Origin of the sequence: Paenibacillus salivarius (assembly GCF_051307165.1) — a bacterium.
Classification (GTDB): Bacteria; Bacillota; Bacilli; order Paenibacillales; family Paenibacillaceae; genus Fontibacillus.
This window is the reverse complement of sequence record NZ_CP195592.1, coordinates 2,761,960-2,776,964: the sequence shown is the minus strand read 5'-3', so window position 1 is coordinate 2,776,964 and position 15,005 is coordinate 2,761,960. Positions and strand designations below refer to the sequence as shown.

18 protein-coding genes are annotated in these 15,005 nt (G+C 51.8%); 4 read left to right on the top strand and 14 right to left on the bottom strand.

Annotation, left to right across the window (positions count from 1 at the left end; all coding sequences use genetic code 11):
• Positions 1 to 13 precede the first annotated feature (13 nt).
• Genes ACSFXJ_RS12620 through ACSFXJ_RS12605 form a run of 4 tightly spaced genes read left to right on the top strand, consistent with a single transcriptional unit; the run spans position 14 to position 2,795 of the window.
• Positions 14 to 934, top strand: coding sequence for an ATP-binding cassette domain-containing protein (locus ACSFXJ_RS12620; protein WP_435925604.1), 921 nt, complete (start codon positions 14 to 16; stop codon positions 932 to 934).
• Positions 931 to 1,683 carry an ABC transporter permease gene (locus tag ACSFXJ_RS12615; RefSeq protein ID WP_435925603.1) on the top strand — a complete coding sequence of 251 codons (753 nt, stop codon included), beginning with the start codon at positions 931 to 933 and terminating at the stop codon, positions 1,681 to 1,683. Before ACSFXJ_RS12620 ends, ACSFXJ_RS12615 begins: the two co-directional genes overlap by 4 nt.
• Before the next feature lie 14 nt (positions 1,684 to 1,697).
• Entirely contained in the window at positions 1,698 to 2,429 is a 732-nt protein-coding gene (locus ACSFXJ_RS12610; protein ID WP_435925602.1) for an ABC transporter permease, read from the top strand.
• Positions 2,430 to 2,450: 21 nt separating this feature from the next.
• Positions 2,451 to 2,795, top strand: a complete 345-nt coding sequence (locus ACSFXJ_RS12605) for a YxeA family protein (RefSeq protein WP_435925601.1) — start codon at positions 2,451 to 2,453, stop codon at positions 2,793 to 2,795.
• 83 nt (positions 2,796 to 2,878) lie between these two features.
• On the opposite strand, the gene ACSFXJ_RS12600 is transcribed toward ACSFXJ_RS12605, so the two are convergent.
• The 14 genes from ACSFXJ_RS12600 to ACSFXJ_RS12535 all read right to left on the bottom strand — a co-directional run bounded on the left by ACSFXJ_RS12600 (position 2,879) and on the right by ACSFXJ_RS12535 (position 15,001).
• Positions 2,879 to 3,652, bottom strand: a complete 774-nt coding sequence (locus ACSFXJ_RS12600) for a GNAT family N-acetyltransferase (protein ID WP_435925600.1) — start codon at positions 3,650 to 3,652, stop codon at positions 2,879 to 2,881.
• Positions 3,653 to 3,689: 37 nt separating this feature from the next.
• Positions 3,690 to 4,649: an NAD(P)H-dependent flavin oxidoreductase gene (locus ACSFXJ_RS12595; RefSeq protein WP_435925746.1), complete on the bottom strand. Its 960-nt coding sequence runs from the start codon at positions 4,647 to 4,649 to the stop codon at positions 3,690 to 3,692.
• Between the two features lie 106 nt (positions 4,650 to 4,755).
• Positions 4,756 to 5,544 (bottom strand): energy-coupling factor transporter transmembrane component T family protein, encoded by a 789-nt coding sequence (locus tag ACSFXJ_RS12590; protein ID WP_435925599.1) that lies wholly within the window; start codon positions 5,542 to 5,544, stop codon positions 4,756 to 4,758.
• Positions 5,541 to 6,392 (bottom strand): ATP-binding cassette domain-containing protein, encoded by an 852-nt coding sequence (locus ACSFXJ_RS12585; protein ID WP_435925598.1) that lies wholly within the window; start codon positions 6,390 to 6,392, stop codon positions 5,541 to 5,543. The genes ACSFXJ_RS12590 and ACSFXJ_RS12585 overlap by 4 nt, the downstream gene beginning before the upstream one ends.
• Positions 6,377 to 7,177 carry an energy-coupling factor transporter ATPase gene (locus ACSFXJ_RS12580; protein WP_435925597.1) on the bottom strand — a complete coding sequence of 267 codons (801 nt, stop codon included), beginning with the start codon at positions 7,175 to 7,177 and terminating at the stop codon, positions 6,377 to 6,379. Before ACSFXJ_RS12580 ends, ACSFXJ_RS12585 begins: the two co-directional genes overlap by 16 nt.
• On the bottom strand, positions 7,170 to 8,003 hold the full coding sequence (locus ACSFXJ_RS12575; protein ID WP_435925596.1) for an SDR family NAD(P)-dependent oxidoreductase: 834 nt from the start codon (positions 8,001 to 8,003) through the stop codon (positions 7,170 to 7,172). Before ACSFXJ_RS12575 ends, ACSFXJ_RS12580 begins: the two co-directional genes overlap by 8 nt.
• Positions 7,996 to 8,358, bottom strand: a complete 363-nt coding sequence (locus ACSFXJ_RS12570) for a MaoC family dehydratase (RefSeq protein WP_435925595.1) — start codon at positions 8,356 to 8,358, stop codon at positions 7,996 to 7,998. Before ACSFXJ_RS12570 ends, ACSFXJ_RS12575 begins: the two co-directional genes overlap by 8 nt.
• Positions 8,359 to 8,745: an FAS1-like dehydratase domain-containing protein gene (locus ACSFXJ_RS12565; protein WP_435925594.1), complete on the bottom strand. Its 387-nt coding sequence runs from the start codon at positions 8,743 to 8,745 to the stop codon at positions 8,359 to 8,361.
• The gene (locus ACSFXJ_RS12560) at positions 8,742 to 9,893 is read right to left on the bottom strand and encodes a thiolase family protein (protein ID WP_435925593.1); all 1,152 of its coding nucleotides are present in this window, start codon (positions 9,891 to 9,893) and stop codon (positions 8,742 to 8,744) included. The genes ACSFXJ_RS12565 and ACSFXJ_RS12560 overlap by 4 nt, the downstream gene beginning before the upstream one ends.
• An 8-nt stretch (positions 9,894 to 9,901) precedes the next feature.
• Positions 9,902 to 11,377, bottom strand: a complete 1,476-nt coding sequence (locus ACSFXJ_RS12555) for an AMP-binding protein (RefSeq protein ID WP_435925592.1) — start codon at positions 11,375 to 11,377, stop codon at positions 9,902 to 9,904.
• Between the two features lie 3 nt (positions 11,378 to 11,380).
• A complete protein-coding gene (locus ACSFXJ_RS12550) occupies positions 11,381 to 11,938 on the bottom strand; it encodes a biotin transporter BioY (protein ID WP_435925591.1) in 558 nt (185 codons plus the stop codon).
• 179 nt (positions 11,939 to 12,117) lie between these two features.
• A complete protein-coding gene (locus ACSFXJ_RS12545) occupies positions 12,118 to 12,618 on the bottom strand; it encodes a GNAT family N-acetyltransferase (protein ID WP_435925590.1) in 501 nt (166 codons plus the stop codon).
• A 122-nt stretch (positions 12,619 to 12,740) separates the two neighbouring features.
• Positions 12,741 to 14,219 (bottom strand): effector binding domain-containing protein, encoded by a 1,479-nt coding sequence (locus tag ACSFXJ_RS12540; protein ID WP_435925589.1) that lies wholly within the window; start codon positions 14,217 to 14,219, stop codon positions 12,741 to 12,743.
• Complete coding sequence (locus ACSFXJ_RS12535) at positions 14,216 to 15,001, bottom strand: VOC family protein (protein ID WP_435925588.1); 786 nt, start codon at positions 14,999 to 15,001, stop codon at positions 14,216 to 14,218. The genes ACSFXJ_RS12540 and ACSFXJ_RS12535 overlap by 4 nt, the downstream gene beginning before the upstream one ends.
• Between the last annotated feature and the right edge of the window lie 4 nt (positions 15,002 to 15,005).

The window sequence follows — 15,005 nt, the reverse complement described above, 5'->3', positions numbered from 1 at the left end:
GGAGCTGTTTTTCATGACGAACGCTTCGGCTATCGTGCAAACGCAAAACCTATCTAAAACGTATGGAGGGTTGAACCGTGTAAATAAGGTTGATCTTCATGTGCAGGAGGGAGAAATCTACGGGTTTCTGGGTCCCAACGGTGCGGGGAAAACGACTACGTTAAAAATGTTGCTTGGCCTGATTAAGCCGTCCGAAGGATCGATCCGTATTTTCGGAAAAAGTCTGGACAAACATCGCTCGTCCATTCTGCAACGCACCGGATCGCTGATTGAATCCCCTTCCTACTACGGACATTTGACAGGGCTTGAAAATATGAAGGTCATGCAACGCCTTCGAAACGTACCGGACAAAAACGTGAATGAGGCGCTTCGTATCGTCCGGCTGGAAAATCAGAAACACAAAAAAGCGGAACAATATTCGCTCGGCATGAAGCAACGCCTGGGAATCGCTATGGCCCTCCTCGCTTTCCCGAAGCTGCTTATTCTCGATGAGCCTACGAACGGTCTTGATCCCGCAGGAATAGGAGAGATCCGAGAACTCATCAAATCATTGCCGGCACAATACGGGATGACGATACTGCTTTCCAGCCACCTGCTCTCGGAGGTCGAACAGATCGCCACGACGGTAGGCATTATCAGCGAAGGGAACCTCCTGTTTCAAGACAACATGACGAACCTGCGGAAAAAAAGCAGAACCGACATCCTGATAAAAACCGGGGACAATGCCCAAGCGGAACGGCTTCTTTTGAGTAAAGGCTATGCGCCTTACCCGAACGGCAGCCGGCTTCATTTTGACAATCTTGATGACACGGATGTGGCGGAGATCAACAGACAGCTTGTATCCAATCACATTCCGGTCACCCGAATCGAGGAACGGAAGAAAAGCCTGGAAGACATTTTCCTTGAATTCACAGGAAAGGGGCGAAGTTTATGATGACTACGTTGGGACTGGAATACTTCAAAATCCGACGCAAAAAGATCTGGATCATGATTACATTATTTCTTGTCGTGGAGATGATGTGGAGCTTCCTGTCCCTCACCATGTCCATTGCCCGCAACCCGGATCACGCCGTCTGGGAATCCGTACTGTTTAGCATCACGTCCATGAACGGACTTTTTATGCCGATTCTTTCAGCTATTGTTGTCTCCCGGATTTGTGACATGGAACATAAGGGATCCACCTGGAAAATGCTAGTTGCTACAGATTTAAGCCGAGGCCGCCTCTATGCAGCGAAGTATTTTTGCGCCAATAGTCTGCTCCTGTATGGAATCCTGACTCAAGCCGTTTTTGTGATCGTTTTCGGATTGATAAAAGAGTTTCCCGGCTCCCCTCCGGCGGACATGCTGATTCGGTTTATTGGGGGTGCCTTGCTCGCCACGCTTGCGGTTACGGCAATTCAGCAATGGATATCCCTTGCCGTCAAAAATCAGACGTTCGCGCTGTGCCTCGGCATGCTCGGGGGCTTCATCGGAATGACCGCCGGTCTATTCCCGCCTGCTGTCAGACATCTGCTGATATGGTCGTATTTTACGGATCTCGGGCCGGTTGCTTACCAATATGCTAATTCGTCGGGCGCTTATATCGCACAGGAGGTAAGCCCGGTGATCATAGCTGCAGCGTTGATCATGGCCCTTGTTTTCTATGCCGCCGGAAGCTTCCACGTAAGCCGGCGTGAAATTTAAGGAGTTGAAGTTGGATGAAACAAAGTATTTCTGCCGAGTTGCTCAAATTGCGTCATTCCAGGATTGGTCTCGTGCTTGCTATTCTCCCAATCGTAAGCCTTTTGATTGGATGTGCCAATTTTTATTTTAACCAAGGTGTCCTGCAAAACGGCTGGTATAGCCTATGGACCCAGGTTAGTCTGTTTTACGGCGAGTTTTTCCTGCCGATTTTAATTGCAATCTGCGCCGCTTATGTTTGCAGGTTGGAGCATCTGAACCGGAATTGGAATATGGTTCTGACCTCACCCGTATCGGTCGCAAGTATTGTTCTCGCTAAATGGATGGTGGTGAGCCTGTTGATTTTGTTCGCGCAAACGCTGTTCATGTTATTCTACTGGCTGGCCGGGACTCTGTTCTCCTTACCCGGGCCTTTCCCGGTAGAAACTATAGGCTGGGCGATCCGTGGATGGTTTGCTTCTCTGTCCGTTTCTGCACTTCAATTGGGACTTTCCATGCGTATTCGCAGCTTCGCTACGCCGATCGGAATCAGTCTGTGCGCCGTCTTTATCGGTCTGGGGATGTACATCGTCAAGCTGGGGCTATTTTTCCCGTTCTCCTTGTTAACGATCGGCATGAGCGTACTTAACCAAGATAAACTGACTGGTACGCAGAACAACCTGTTTTGGGTAGTAAATATCGTTTTCATTCTTATTTTTGCGTCGATGCCGATTCGCCGATTGAAGAAGAATGATAGTATGTCATCTTGATTATGCTTTGGAGGAATTGTAATGAAAAAAACTTGGCTCTTTATCGGAATTATTTTGGTAGTGATTGCACTGCTGGGGATGTTCAGCCCGGAGAAGTTGAGACCCGAGAACCCAGCGGGAAAAGCCGTCTACTATACGATGATCACCTCTTCGGGCGTGCAAAATAAGAACGAACGTTACGGCTATGAACTGACTGCCTACAATGAACAGGGAAAAGAAAAAAAGCTTGGATTTTCGGCCGGAAAACAATTGAGACAAGGAGCTTATGTCCGCTTGTATCATACGCTGATTCGAGGCGTTACGCATTGGGAAGAGGTGTCTTTTGAGGAATTGCCTAAGGAGGTTCAGCTAAAGTATTTAAAATAAAAAAGATTTTCGATAGCCAAAAGGCGGGTGGACTTGTGTTTTCCGTTCCCGCCAATGGCTTCCGGAAAGTAAATTCAATTTTATTAATCTGATGAAGTAATCTCAACCTTCTCCAGCATCTTTTCGAATTTACCGGGACTCATGATCTCATGCGTCACGTAACGACCGTTATAAAACAAGCTGAAGGTAGTCCAGATGGCGGGAGATCGGCGGGCTTGCTCCTTCGTTTGAAGCCGGATGGCCCGAAATGGAATTCCCCGGTTCTCGGCAACGTTCCGAAGATCGTTCAGCACGCCTACGGCGAATGGACATTGGGCCGTATAATAAATGCAGATACCTTCTTCCATCAATTCATCCGGCAGACGATTTATACGTCTAAAAACGGGATCCGCTCCCTGCTCATTCCATTTCAGAACCAGAAGTTCAAAATATGGCTCCGCCTTGTCCGATACGGAAAGTCCCAGATGTTCAAAAAAACGTTTGTCGCTTAAATAAGGCATCTTTTTTTTGCTCGTCAAATGAACGATGCCGTCCATTCCCAGGGATTTCGCGTCCCGGATGCATCGGTCCAGCAATTGTTTGCCATGGCCGCTCCCCTTATGCCTTCCGGATACCCAAAGACAATTGATATACATATAATTGGGCGCTTCGATCGGAATCCAGGCGTTTTCGGCGGGCAAATACTCGATAAACACTTTTGCCCGTTCATCGAGGCGATAAAATTGGAGTCCTTCGTCCATCCGTTCGCTTAACCACCGCTTCTTTTCTTTAACGGCTTCTTCATACTCCTTGGCCCCGAGAGCGCAGCAGATATGTTCCTGGTCGATATTATTCTTGGTAATTTGCATATAAGGCATCGTTTAATCACCATCCTTACTCTTTCGATTCGGGGATTTACCCTCCCCATCTTGTGCGGATTTCCCCCGCTTCCCGGATCATGCGGTCAAACAGCTCGGAAACCGAAGGAATGTCATGGATCATTCCCGTCACTTGGCCGGCCCAGCCGAATCCTTCATTTTTGCGGCCCTCATAGATCCAGCGTTTATTGGCTTCCCCGCTGATAAAATGCCTCAAGCCCTCATAACCGGAATTCGTGCGTTCCAATTCCAAAATTCGATCGACATATTCCGAGCGAAGCACCCTCCCCGGCGTTCCGATCGAACGTTTGATGACGGCGGTATCCGACTCCGAGCTGTCCATCAAAGCCTGTTTATATGAATCCGAGGCATGAATGCAATCCCGGGTGGCGATAAAACGGGTGCCCATTTCGATCCCCTCCGCTCCGAGCGCAAGAGCCGCCATCCATCCCCGTCCGTCGCCGATGCCACCGGAGGCAATAACAGGGATTTTTACCGCATCGACGACCTGAGGCACTAGCACCATCGTTCCCACGTCGTCTCTTCCCAAATGCCCGCCGCCCTCTTGGCCTACAACGATGACCGCATCTGCTCCGAGCTGTTCCGCTTTTTGCGCTTGCCTTCGCGAGGCGACGAGCACGAGTGAAGCGATATCCGTCTTATTGAGCATGTTCAGAATCGGCTCGGGATTCCCGCCGGTAATGCTGATAACCGGAACCGCCTCCTCGATGGCTGCTTCTACTCGTTCTTCGTACCCTGCTCCGTGCATGCCGATCGCAAAATTGACCCCGAACGGTTTGTCGGTCAAGAGACGGGCTCGCCTGATTTCATCCCTTAACGCATCGGAACTATCCAGACTCATCGCGGTTATCTGTCCCAAGCCCCCTGCGTTCGACACCGCGGCCGCGAGCTCGGCGTATGCCAAATAGGCCAGCCCGCCTTGAATAATCGGATACTGGATCTGCAACAATTCCGTCACTCGTGTATTCCATGCCATCGACATCGCATAGCCTCCTGGAATAAATTTCATAGATTCATCATAGACCGAATGGGCATGAATGTGAAATGAAAAAAAACACCCTCGAACAGAATTCGAGGGATAATTAAATGACTACGAGTACTACGATGAACAGGATCGTAAGTCCCCCTGCCCAAACATCCGCAAGCCGGAAACTTAATTGACTGTAACGCGTCCTCTCTTTTCCATTCCCGTAAGCGCGGGCCTCTATGGCATTTGTCAGTTGCTCTGCACGCTGAATCGTCGTGAGCAGCAGCGGAATGAGCAGAGGTACATAAGCGAACATTCGCTTTAGAAAAGGCAAAGAACGTATATCATATCCTCGCGACTTTTGCGCCAACATGATCCGGTCCAATTCCTGCACGATCGTCGGTATGAATCGGATAGCAATGACGATCATAAGGGAAAATTGCTCCACGGGGACACGGAGCTTAGTCAGCGGTGCCAGCAGTTTTTCCATGCCTTGGGCCAAGACGAGCGGTTTTGTGGTCAACGTCAATATCAAAGCAAGAAGCATGAGGAGAACGATCCGCAAAACGAAACGGAGCCCGATCCAAACCCCTTCCTCGGAAACGGAGATTACGCCCCAAGACCAGATTGTCGTCCCATTGGTTAAGAACGCATTATATAACAACGTAAATATCAGGATTAACATTACAGGCTTCAATCCTCTTAAGTAGAGGCTAATCGGAACTTTGGACAACGCCATAAGGCTCAACACAACAACACAAGCAAGCGTATATTCGATAAGGTGATCCATGAGCAGAAAACCGGCCATAAGCAGAATAAGGCACAACAATTTCGTTCGCGGGTCCAGACGATGAAATATGGAATCCGTTTCAATGTATTGACCAAGAATCACGTTACCCGTCATACAGAACACCCCGCCCGCAAAAATGGCTTGATTCCTTCAAAAATATCCCGCTCCCTGCAGCTTGCCACCTCGATTGTTTGTCCGCATAACTCCTCCACGAGCTTCAACAGTTGAACCGGTTCCGGAAGTGAAAGCCCCAGCGTTTCCAACAACGGCCATCGATTGATAAATAAATCCTGCGGTTCGAATCCACCCGTCAGCGTCCCGTCATGAAACAGGAACACTTCATCCGAAAATTCCGCCACATCGTCCATTTGATGCGATATAAAAATGAGAGACCGGTTATTTTGCCGCTGCCAATGTTTCAGGAAGTTCAACAACGCGATCCGACTGACCGGGTCAAGTCCCGCCGTCGGTTCGTCGACGATCAACAGACGCGGGTTCATCATGAGGATCGAGGCGATGGCGACGCGACGCTTTAACCCGCCGCTTAACTGAAAGGTCGGCAGTTCCAAAATCTCATCGGTCAAGCCGAGTTCAGGCAGCACGTTCTCCATTAAACCTCTGATTTCTTTCTGCGATAAACCTTGATGTTTGGGCCCGAAGGCGAGCTCCTTTGCTACGGTCGTTTCAAACAACTGATGCTCCGGATATTGAAACACATAACCGATATCCGGGATAACCGGGAATTGTCCTTCGGTGTCTTTCCTTACCGGCTGTCCATCGATCAGGTACTCTCCTTCCGCGACGGGGATAAGTCCTTTCAGCACTTTGGCGAACGTCGATTTCCCCGCCCCGGTTTGTCCGATGACGGAGATCCATGTTCCCTCCCGAATGGTGCAGCTGATATCCCGAATTGCCGCTTTGTCCCTGTATTGTACGCTTATGCCGCTTAGTTGCCAGACCATTGCTGACGGATCATCTCCTTCCATTCCGCATTCAGCGGTACGCCTAGGCGGAGGGATCGGCGAAGCCGTTCGGCAAAGGGTTGACGGAGCCCAAAATCCTCCACGGGCATACTTTCAAAAAAACGCCGCGGATCCCCATCATAGGCAAGCCTTCCTCCATGCAGCAGCATAATACGATCGGCGCCGATGGCTTCCTCCATATGATGGGTGATATGAATCACCGTCATGCCCTGATGCCGAAGAGCTTGCATCAAGCTCAGAATCTGCTCCCGGCCTTGCGGATCCAGCATCGATGTCGCTTCGTCAAAAATCATCACCCCGGGCTTCATGGAAAGGACCGCCGCAATGGCCACGCGTTGTTGCTGGCCGCCCGACAGCTGATGCGGCATCGCATCGGCATACTCTTCCATCCCGACGGCCCGTAGCGCTTCATGGACCCGGTTCTCCATTTCCTCCCTGGGAACGCGGATATTTTCCAACCCGAATAATACTTCATCCTTGACAGTGGTCGTAATGAATTGGTCTTCCGGATTTTGAAAAATATAACCGATCCGTTCGCGGATCCGGTTCAAATCACCGGGCTGGGCGGTGTCCAGCCCTTCATAAGTAATCTTGCCCTGTCTCGGCAGCAGCAGCCCGTTCATCAGTTTGGCCGCCGTCGATTTGCCGCCGCCATTTCCGCCGACGATCGCCACAAACTCCCCCGGCCCGATGGAGAAGGTGACGTTGTCCAATATGGGCTGCCCCTTTTTATAATAAAAATGAACCTGATCAAATTTAAGCATGCGTGGACTTCCCTTCTATCTCTCTTGTCCATAATTCGAAAAAAGTCTCCACATCGTCCGCCGAAAAGTCAGGCGCCGGCTTTCGCCACCTCGTGATCCTTGACCCGTTGACTCCGAATATTTCACCGGATAAATGATTTTCGGGACGGGCAAGCATGACGCTGATAAATCGGGCGACGTCCTCCGCCTCGCCGACCCTCCAAAACTCCGGAAACGGTTCATTTCGTTCGGCGCACATTCGCTCGAGTCGCTCAATAACCGGCCTCGTCATATCGGTCAAGGCCGCGGGAGCTACCGCATTGACGCGAATCCGGTAACGCTTCAACTCTTCCGCAAGCGTCCATACGATTCCCAGTATGCCGGCTTTGGCAGCACTGTAATTGACTTGCCCCGCGGAGCCTGACAGACCGGCCGTCGACGTCATCAGGATAATGTCGCCGCCATGCGCGGTCATATGCGGCAGTGCGCTGCGAATGCAGTTAAAGGCTCCGTTCAAATGGACATCCGCCACGGCAAGCCAGTCTTCTTTCATCATACGCAAGCATTTGCGGTCCTGCAAATTGCCGGCATTATGGATAAGCACATCAATGCGTCCAAATTCGGCAACCGCCGTCGAGACCATGGCTTCCACCACGGTATCATCGGTCACATCCGCGCAATATCCGGTCGCTGTTCCGCCGTGATGCCGAATCTCCCCCACAACTTCGTCGATCAATGCCCGGTTCGTTCCGTTCACCATCACCCGGTACCCGGCTTTTGCCAGTTCAACCGCAGTACAGCGCCCGATCCCGCGCGTCGAACCTGTAATAATGGCGGATTTACTCACCGTTCCCCTCCTTTACGAATAAGGTGCCGGATGCAATCATTTCTCCGTTCGCCGTTACGACGGTCACCCGGATGCTTCCCGCATCGTCACCGCTCACCGAGAAATCAAAGCAGACCTCCGTATTCTCTTGCACAGGATGAACGAATTTCATGTCGTAGGAAGTAATCCAATGCGCCGGAAACTCCGACAGATAATGCGACTGTGCCAGGCCCATGATCAGCATGCCATGCGCGATAGGACGACCGAATCCTGCCCGAAGGGCGGCATCGTTGTTCAGATGTATGGGAGCTGTATCCCCCGAAGCAGTTGCATATTGACGGATCATTTCTGCGGTAATGACTTGCCTCCTTATCATTCAAGACACACCTTCCTCTATACGGATTAGTACCGTTTCCGAGGTAACGACGGGCTCATCTCCGCTTGAGCAAACCAGCTTATATGTGAAAAAGGTAAGCAAACCCCGTTTACCCGTTTTATTTTCTTTCTTTATAAGGGATAATTCGCAATCCAGAGTCATGCCTGCCGTAACCGGTCTTGCATATTTGAAATGCTGAGCTCCGTGGATTAACGGCCGGTCTTGCTCCATGCCCGGAATCTCGAATTCCCGCCAAAAAGCAACCGGCATCGTGGAGGGAGCGATCAAATCGCCATTCAACCATTGCAGTTGGGCCGAGATGCTTTCGGCATAAGAGGATATCCACTCTTCCGTAACGTGAATGGTGCGCTTGATGCTCCTTCTCATGGGATCGCCTCCACCAGAGTAGCCAGACCGATGCCTCCGCCAATGCCGAGAGTCGCCATCCCGCGCCTATATGGCGCATGGAGCATTTCCGCACAAAGACGGGTAATCAAAACCGCTCCTGAAGCTCCGTAAGGATGTCCGATCGCAAGAGCCCCGCCGCCGGGGTTGACCTTTTCTTCGGGAATCCGCAGCTCTCGGAGCGAAGCCAATACCTGCGCGGCAAAAGCTTCATTAAACTCCACGACATCGAGGTCATCGACCTCTAGTCCGCACCGTTTCAGGAGCTTTTGCACGGCGGGGACAGGTCCGATACCGAGCAAGTTCGGATCCACGCCTGCAGCCTGGGCATCCGTTACGCTCAAAATGGGACGAAGCCCGAGCTCCCGGCATTTGTCCCGGGACATGATCAGAGCAAGGGCCGCACCGTCGTTGACCGGACAGGCGTTTCCCGCCGTGACGGTCCCTTGCTCCCGAAAGATCGGCCGCAGGCTTCCCAGTTTGTCCATATTCGTATCGGATCTTGGGCATTCATCATCCGTGATCCAGGCGCCTCCAACACTCAAAGGCACGATTTCTTGACGGAATCGGCCGGTCTCGCGCGAACGCACCGCTTTCCGATGGCTGTTCAGCGCGTACTGATCCTGGTCTTCCCTGCAAATGCCGTATTTGGCCGCGACATTTTCCGCGGCAACACCCATGTCGGGGTCGCCGTAGCTGTCCGGCGTAAAACGGGCACGCGCATAGAGCTCCGGCGATCCCGTCAGTGTGCGGGGCTTGGCCATTTTCCATGGGGCGCGGCTTACGCTTTCAACGCCGCCCGCCAAATACACTTCGCCTGCACCGCTTTGAATGAGCCGGGCTGCAAGGTTAACGGCTTCGAGACCCGAGCCGCACTGGCGGTCCACCGTGACGCCGGGGACGGTCACCGGCAAGCCGGCTTCCAAGGCGGCAAGCCTCGCGATATTTCCGCCGGGACCGACTACATTGCCGATAATGACATCATCGATGATATCCGGTTGGAGGTTTATCTCTTTGACGATATGCCGGATCAGCGGGGCCAGCAGATCCTCCGGCTCCAACAGGCTCAATGCTCCGCCCGCCCTGCCGATCGGCGTTCTTTTTGCCATGACAATTACGGCTTCCGCCATAGGTACGATCACTCGCTTACTATAGATTCTTTCATCGCCTTGCGGGCGATTTTTCCGCTGCCGGTATAGATGAACCGATCCACCGCAATGAGCCGTCTCGGCGCTTTGTAGCTTGCCAAATGCTTACGGCAGTACCGTTTGATTTCCTCCAGCGTTGCGGCTTCTTGTCTTTTCCACTTCACGAGGGCCGTCACTTGTTCCTCCCAATACGGATCCGGCAGACCAAGCACCATGACCTCCTCGATCGCCGGATGCCGTCTCAGCACCGCTTCCACTTCCTCGGGATAAATATTCAAACCTCCGGATACGATCATGTTTTTGGCGCGCCCGGCCATATACAGGAATCCTTCCTCGTCGGCGTACATGCAATCTCCGAGCAGAAGCCAGCCGTCGCGAAAAACGGATGCGGTTAATTCAGGCATTCGATAATATCCCGCAAATACCATATCGCTGCGAATCCACAGCTGTCCGACCGTCCCCACGGGCACCTCTCGAAAATGTTCGTCACGGATCGAAATTCGTACCCCGGAAAACGGCTTTCCCACCGAACCGGCCTTTCGGTCCTCCCGAATATTCAAGTAGCTTATATAGCTTGCTTCCGAGGAACCGTACGTTTCATACAATTTGGCGCCGCCAAAGGTTTTAACGGCTTTGCTTTTCGAAGACTCCGTCCAGGTTCCGCCCGAACTGATCAGCGCCGAAAGTTGGATTCGTCCGGGATCGGCCTGCATCAGCAGCGAATCGATCATCGTCGGCACGGCAAACAAGTTCATTCCCGGAATCCGCTCGCAGACCGTAGCGATGTCCTCCGCACGAAAACGTTCCACGAGGTGAAAGGTCGCTCCGTAATACAGGCTTTGGATAAGCGCAAACAATGACAAGGAATGAACCAAAGGACCCGGCGCCATCACGTGCTCGAACGGTTCCAGTTTCAAATTCGTATCCGATGCTTTGAAGCTGTTGATCCACGACCGATGCGTACGCATATATCCTTTCGGCACCCCCGTCGTCCCGGAAGTGAATCCAATGAACAACAACTCCTGCGTATCGTCGACTTCCGCCTCCGGAACCAATGATGCCATCCAGCTCGTAAATGAACCGGATTCATCACCGGCCAAAGTAATCACATCCAACGCCAGAGCTTGAAGATTCAATTCGTTCAGGAACTTAGACTCGGCAAAAAGCATTTTGGGCCTGCATCGATGCAGTACCGCGTTGATTTCCCCGGTGCTCCACTTGGGGTCCAGAGGAACGGGAACGCATCCTGCATAAGCGGCGCCAAGGAAAACATCGGCAAACTCCGTCCGGTTTGAACAGAGGATGCCGATGAGATCTTGACTCAGCCCGTGTTTACGCAAACCATAGGCCACTTTTTTCATGGATTGGGACAAGTCGAAATAAGTTCGTTCGTCCTCGCCGCTGGAAATCGCGACCTTGTCCGGCTGCCGCGACGCATGACGTATAATGGATTTCGTGAGATTCATGCGCTATGCCGCGGCCTGCACTTTTTCTTCAATCGGGCTTACTGCCCGTAATTGTACCGCGATGACGGCCGCGACGATCGCTTTGATGCAATCGCCCGGCAAATATGCGGCGGCACCCGCCAGTCCCGCCCAAACGGACGTATGTGTCATCAGCGCCATCACCGGCGCGCCGATCAAGCTGATCAACAAGACGCCAAAAACAAAGTTGATGACAATCACTTTCCATAGTTTTAACTTCGGCCAAACCTTCTCGGTCGCATATCCGATGCAAAATGCGGCAAGCGGCCAGCTAAGGAAATATCCGACCGTCGGACCGACGAATACGGATAAGCCGCCTCGCCCCCCTGATAACAACGGAAGCCCCAGAGCAACCAGCGCAGTAAACAGTAGCATGCTGACCGGAGCGACTTTCCTTCCCAAAAAGCAGCCCGCCAGCATCACGCCAAGCGTTTGGGCGGTAATCGGCACCGGGATAAAGCCGAGCGGAATCGGCGGGATCATGCCCAATACGCCAAGCAAGGCCGAAAACAATGCTGCATATACCATCTCTTTAGTTCTCATCTTTTTCCTCCAAGTATGTATTGATAGGTAAATGATAGCTTGGATATGGTTAATTGTAAACCATAAAATTATTTATAGGTTTACAATTAAATTAAAATAAGCCCCCCTGAATTAGTAAAACACCTCTTCCAAGGGGGAGATTTGAGGCTCATCGGAAGCTCTCCTCGTTTCAATCTCGATCAGCCGAGCTGTTTTTCCATTACAAAATCGTCCATTACATAGCCGTTGCCGATGTCCGCCACTTGTTCCCGGATGGTTCTGAATCCTTTTTTCTCGTAAACCGCAATCGTGGAATCATTGTACCGGTTCACGGTAAGCCAAATGGAGCTTAGGCCGCGTTGTTTGCATAGTTCCTCCAGAAATTCCATGGCCCGGCTCGCATAACCTTTCCCCCGGTGATCATTTTGAATATATAATTTGCTTAAAAACAGTTTGCCTTCCTCCTGTTTAATGCCCAGGTATCCGACAGGAGCGCCTTGAATGGTCAAAAAATAGTATTCATAGCCTTGGTTACGGATTTGATCGGTCATGGCCGGATAGGATTGAAATTTTTCCACCATGTAGTCGATCTGTTCATTCGATAGAATACGTACGAAATACTCGTGCCAGATTTCCGAAGCCAGGACGGCTAAGTCTCTCACTTCTTCATCCGTGGTTACTTTGCTGAACGTCGGTTGCATGAAAGTTCCTCCGTATGCTGTAAAATTAGAGACCTATGCAGATTTGCATAGGTCCCACCGATCCTGTTGTCGATAATAACTATTTTAGCACACGTATAGAATACCGTCTAAAACCGATTATTTTAGCCCTTATGAAACCGTTCCAGAAGCTCTGTCACCGGAATACCGTCAATCGTCATCCCGTCCAGGCGGCAACCGGTTATGTTCACATCGCTCAAATTGCAATTTTCGAATTTTGCGGTGCTTAAGTCGCTTTCGCGGAAAACGACGGGCTCCACATTGACCCAGCCGTCGGTGCCGGGTTCCGCTTCAAATCGGCTTTCCGGGACGTCCGGACGGCGGATATGTTCAAATATCGTTCCGCCCATTTGGATCTCATGGATGCGAACGCCGGCAAAATAAATGTGCTCCCAATCGGAGCCGACAAAATTCACATGCCTAAGCCTGGCATCCCGCATATCGATCCCATGCAGCGTGGCGTCTTGAAAACTGACCATTCGAACCTGTTCGCCGCGAAGATCCTGAAGGACATGCCTGCCTTTTTCGTCCACGACGATTTTATCGGTTAACCGTTTATCCCGGGCCCGGCGCCGGATCGGAAAGCGCATCTCGAACACGGAATTTTCGTCGTCCGTCCCGAGATAGCGCTCATCATGCCGCTCGAATTCATAGTCGGGGATAGCGTCGTATTCGGCTTGCTGCGGGAACCAATATCCATGGAAGTAATCCCATACCTGACCAAGTCCGCGTGCCTTACCGCGATAGGTCACTAATAGACAGTCGTCTCCAGGGATCGTCGCTTCCGTCATTCCTTCCGGCAGCGGAGCCTGTGAAGCCTCATCCACTTCCACACCGGCAATATACCGGAAAGCCTGATGGGGCCCAAACGGGGGCTCATAACGATATAAGCCGATCGTGGCGAAAGGCTGTCTGACATCGGCAATTTCGCCGATCCGCGGCATAAACGTTTGCCAAAATTTCGGGATCTCCTCCCAGGAGTTCACTTTTTTCTGATCGATAAAAATTTCGGACCCGACAATCCGCCGCGTTTTGCCGGGACAAACCTCCGCATGGATGACACCCGGAAAACGGTCCGGTGCCAACGGTTGCGGGATGCTCCCGTTTTCGAGCGGAGCGAAAATATCATAGTCAAAAAAGTCGATTTTGTCCGCGGGGATCTCGAAAGGATTTACGGGGGCTAACCGGTTCATCTCAAATCCGAACGAGCCATGCCCCACATCCCTTTGAAAAGGCCCTTGCTCAAACCATCCGAACAAATAGCCATATGCATCTTCCATATGCTTGCGCTCCCCGCGGACCGTCAGTTTGGCAAACTTTTTAGCCGGAATGGTCAATGTTTCAAGCTCTTCCGGCAAGCCTTCGAATTGCTCGACCAGCATTCCCACCCATAGCTCGGTTACTTCCGTCGCCCACTGCCATTCCGGAATGAACACGTAACCGTGCTCTTTGTCCGCCACAGCCGGATGACCATCAAGCCGTTCAGCCACTTTCGCCCAAGCTTCCCGCACCAGGCTCCCGTCTCTAGGGATCCGCAATACAGCTGCTTTGATTTCGGGCCTTTCCACAATTTCCACGTTCATGGTTGTACCCCCGCATGTTCTTGACAAATCATCACGACATTTCCGTCTTCGTCCCTAATATTGAAGAACGAGACACTAGGCAGCCGTTGAATTCCGTATATGATTTCAAATCCGATATTCCCGGCTTCTTTTGCCGCTTTATCAATGTCGTATGTACTGAGTTGGAAAAGAACGGGGCCTTGCTCGGGGACTGGAACATTCGCCATCCCGTTGGAATCGATCGTTAGCTCGACGCCGTTATCCAGCCGGAAGACGTGAAGATGGTCGTAGCGGTCTTCATCCCGCACTTCCAGTCCCATCAGTTTGGAGTAGTGCACCACCGCCCTGTCCAGATCCCTTGTCCACAAAATGACGGATCGGATATGAGGGTCTATGCTGCAGTGTTCCCGGCTTCCGTCTATTCCGCCGAATGCCAGATGATAACCGTCCGGATCGGCAATCACGAATTCCTTCCACGGACCTCCGTCCGCATAAACGACCGGTTCTTTGGCGATAAGGGCACCTTTTGATTTGAATTCTTCATAGAGGCTATCGAGCGCGGCCCAGTTGTCGACGTAAGCGGAAATATCGATGCCAAGATCCGCGCCGGGCTCGGGCGGGTTCGGTTGCACCCGGGACGGATCCGGGGCCTGATGAAGCTTCAACGCCAGCCCGGTCAAGCCGTCCCGCTGGGCCCACCAGTCCGTGACGTCAAAACCGAGAACGTCTCTGTAATACGCCTTTGAGCGCGGAAGATCGGACACGGACAAAACGGTTAAAGAACTGCTGATTTGCTTTGGCACGTAA

Bases quoted from the DNA above. Each gene is read 5' to 3' on its own strand.
- ACSFXJ_RS12555 (WP_435925592.1), bottom strand. From the start codon at position 11,377: ATGAATCTCACGAAATCCATTATACGTCATGCGTCGCGGCAGCCGGAC.
- ACSFXJ_RS12585 (WP_435925598.1), bottom strand. From the start codon at position 6,392: ATGGTCTGGCAACTAAGCGGCATAAGCGTACAATACAGGGACAAAGCG.
- ACSFXJ_RS12550 (WP_435925591.1), bottom strand. From the start codon at position 11,938: ATGAGAACTAAAGAGATGGTATATGCAGCATTGTTTTCGGCCTTGCTT.
- ACSFXJ_RS12545 (WP_435925590.1), bottom strand. From the start codon at position 12,618: ATGCAACCGACGTTCAGCAAAGTAACCACGGATGAAGAAGTGAGAGAC.
- ACSFXJ_RS12595 (WP_435925746.1), bottom strand. From the start codon at position 4,649: ATGGCATGGAATACACGAGTGACGGAATTGTTGCAGATCCAGTATCCG.
- ACSFXJ_RS12580 (WP_435925597.1), bottom strand. From the start codon at position 7,177: ATGCTTAAATTTGATCAGGTTCATTTTTATTATAAAAAGGGGCAGCCC.
- ACSFXJ_RS12615 (WP_435925603.1), top strand. From the start codon at position 931: ATGATGACTACGTTGGGACTGGAATACTTCAAAATCCGACGCAAAAAG.
- ACSFXJ_RS12605 (WP_435925601.1), top strand. From the start codon at position 2,451: ATGAAAAAAACTTGGCTCTTTATCGGAATTATTTTGGTAGTGATTGCA.
- ACSFXJ_RS12560 (WP_435925593.1), bottom strand. From the start codon at position 9,893: ATGGCGGAAGCCGTAATTGTCATGGCAAAAAGAACGCCGATCGGCAGG.
- ACSFXJ_RS12570 (WP_435925595.1), bottom strand. From the start codon at position 8,358: ATGATAAGGAGGCAAGTCATTACCGCAGAAATGATCCGTCAATATGCA.
- ACSFXJ_RS12600 (WP_435925600.1), bottom strand. From the start codon at position 3,652: ATGCCTTATATGCAAATTACCAAGAATAATATCGACCAGGAACATATC.
- ACSFXJ_RS12590 (WP_435925599.1), bottom strand. From the start codon at position 5,544: ATGACGGGTAACGTGATTCTTGGTCAATACATTGAAACGGATTCCATA.
- ACSFXJ_RS12565 (WP_435925594.1), bottom strand. From the start codon at position 8,745: ATGAGAAGGAGCATCAAGCGCACCATTCACGTTACGGAAGAGTGGATA.
- ACSFXJ_RS12540 (WP_435925589.1), bottom strand. From the start codon at position 14,219: ATGAACGTGGAAATTGTGGAAAGGCCCGAAATCAAAGCAGCTGTATTG.
- ACSFXJ_RS12610 (WP_435925602.1), top strand. From the start codon at position 1,698: ATGAAACAAAGTATTTCTGCCGAGTTGCTCAAATTGCGTCATTCCAGG.
- ACSFXJ_RS12620 (WP_435925604.1), top strand. From the start codon at position 14: ATGACGAACGCTTCGGCTATCGTGCAAACGCAAAACCTATCTAAAACG.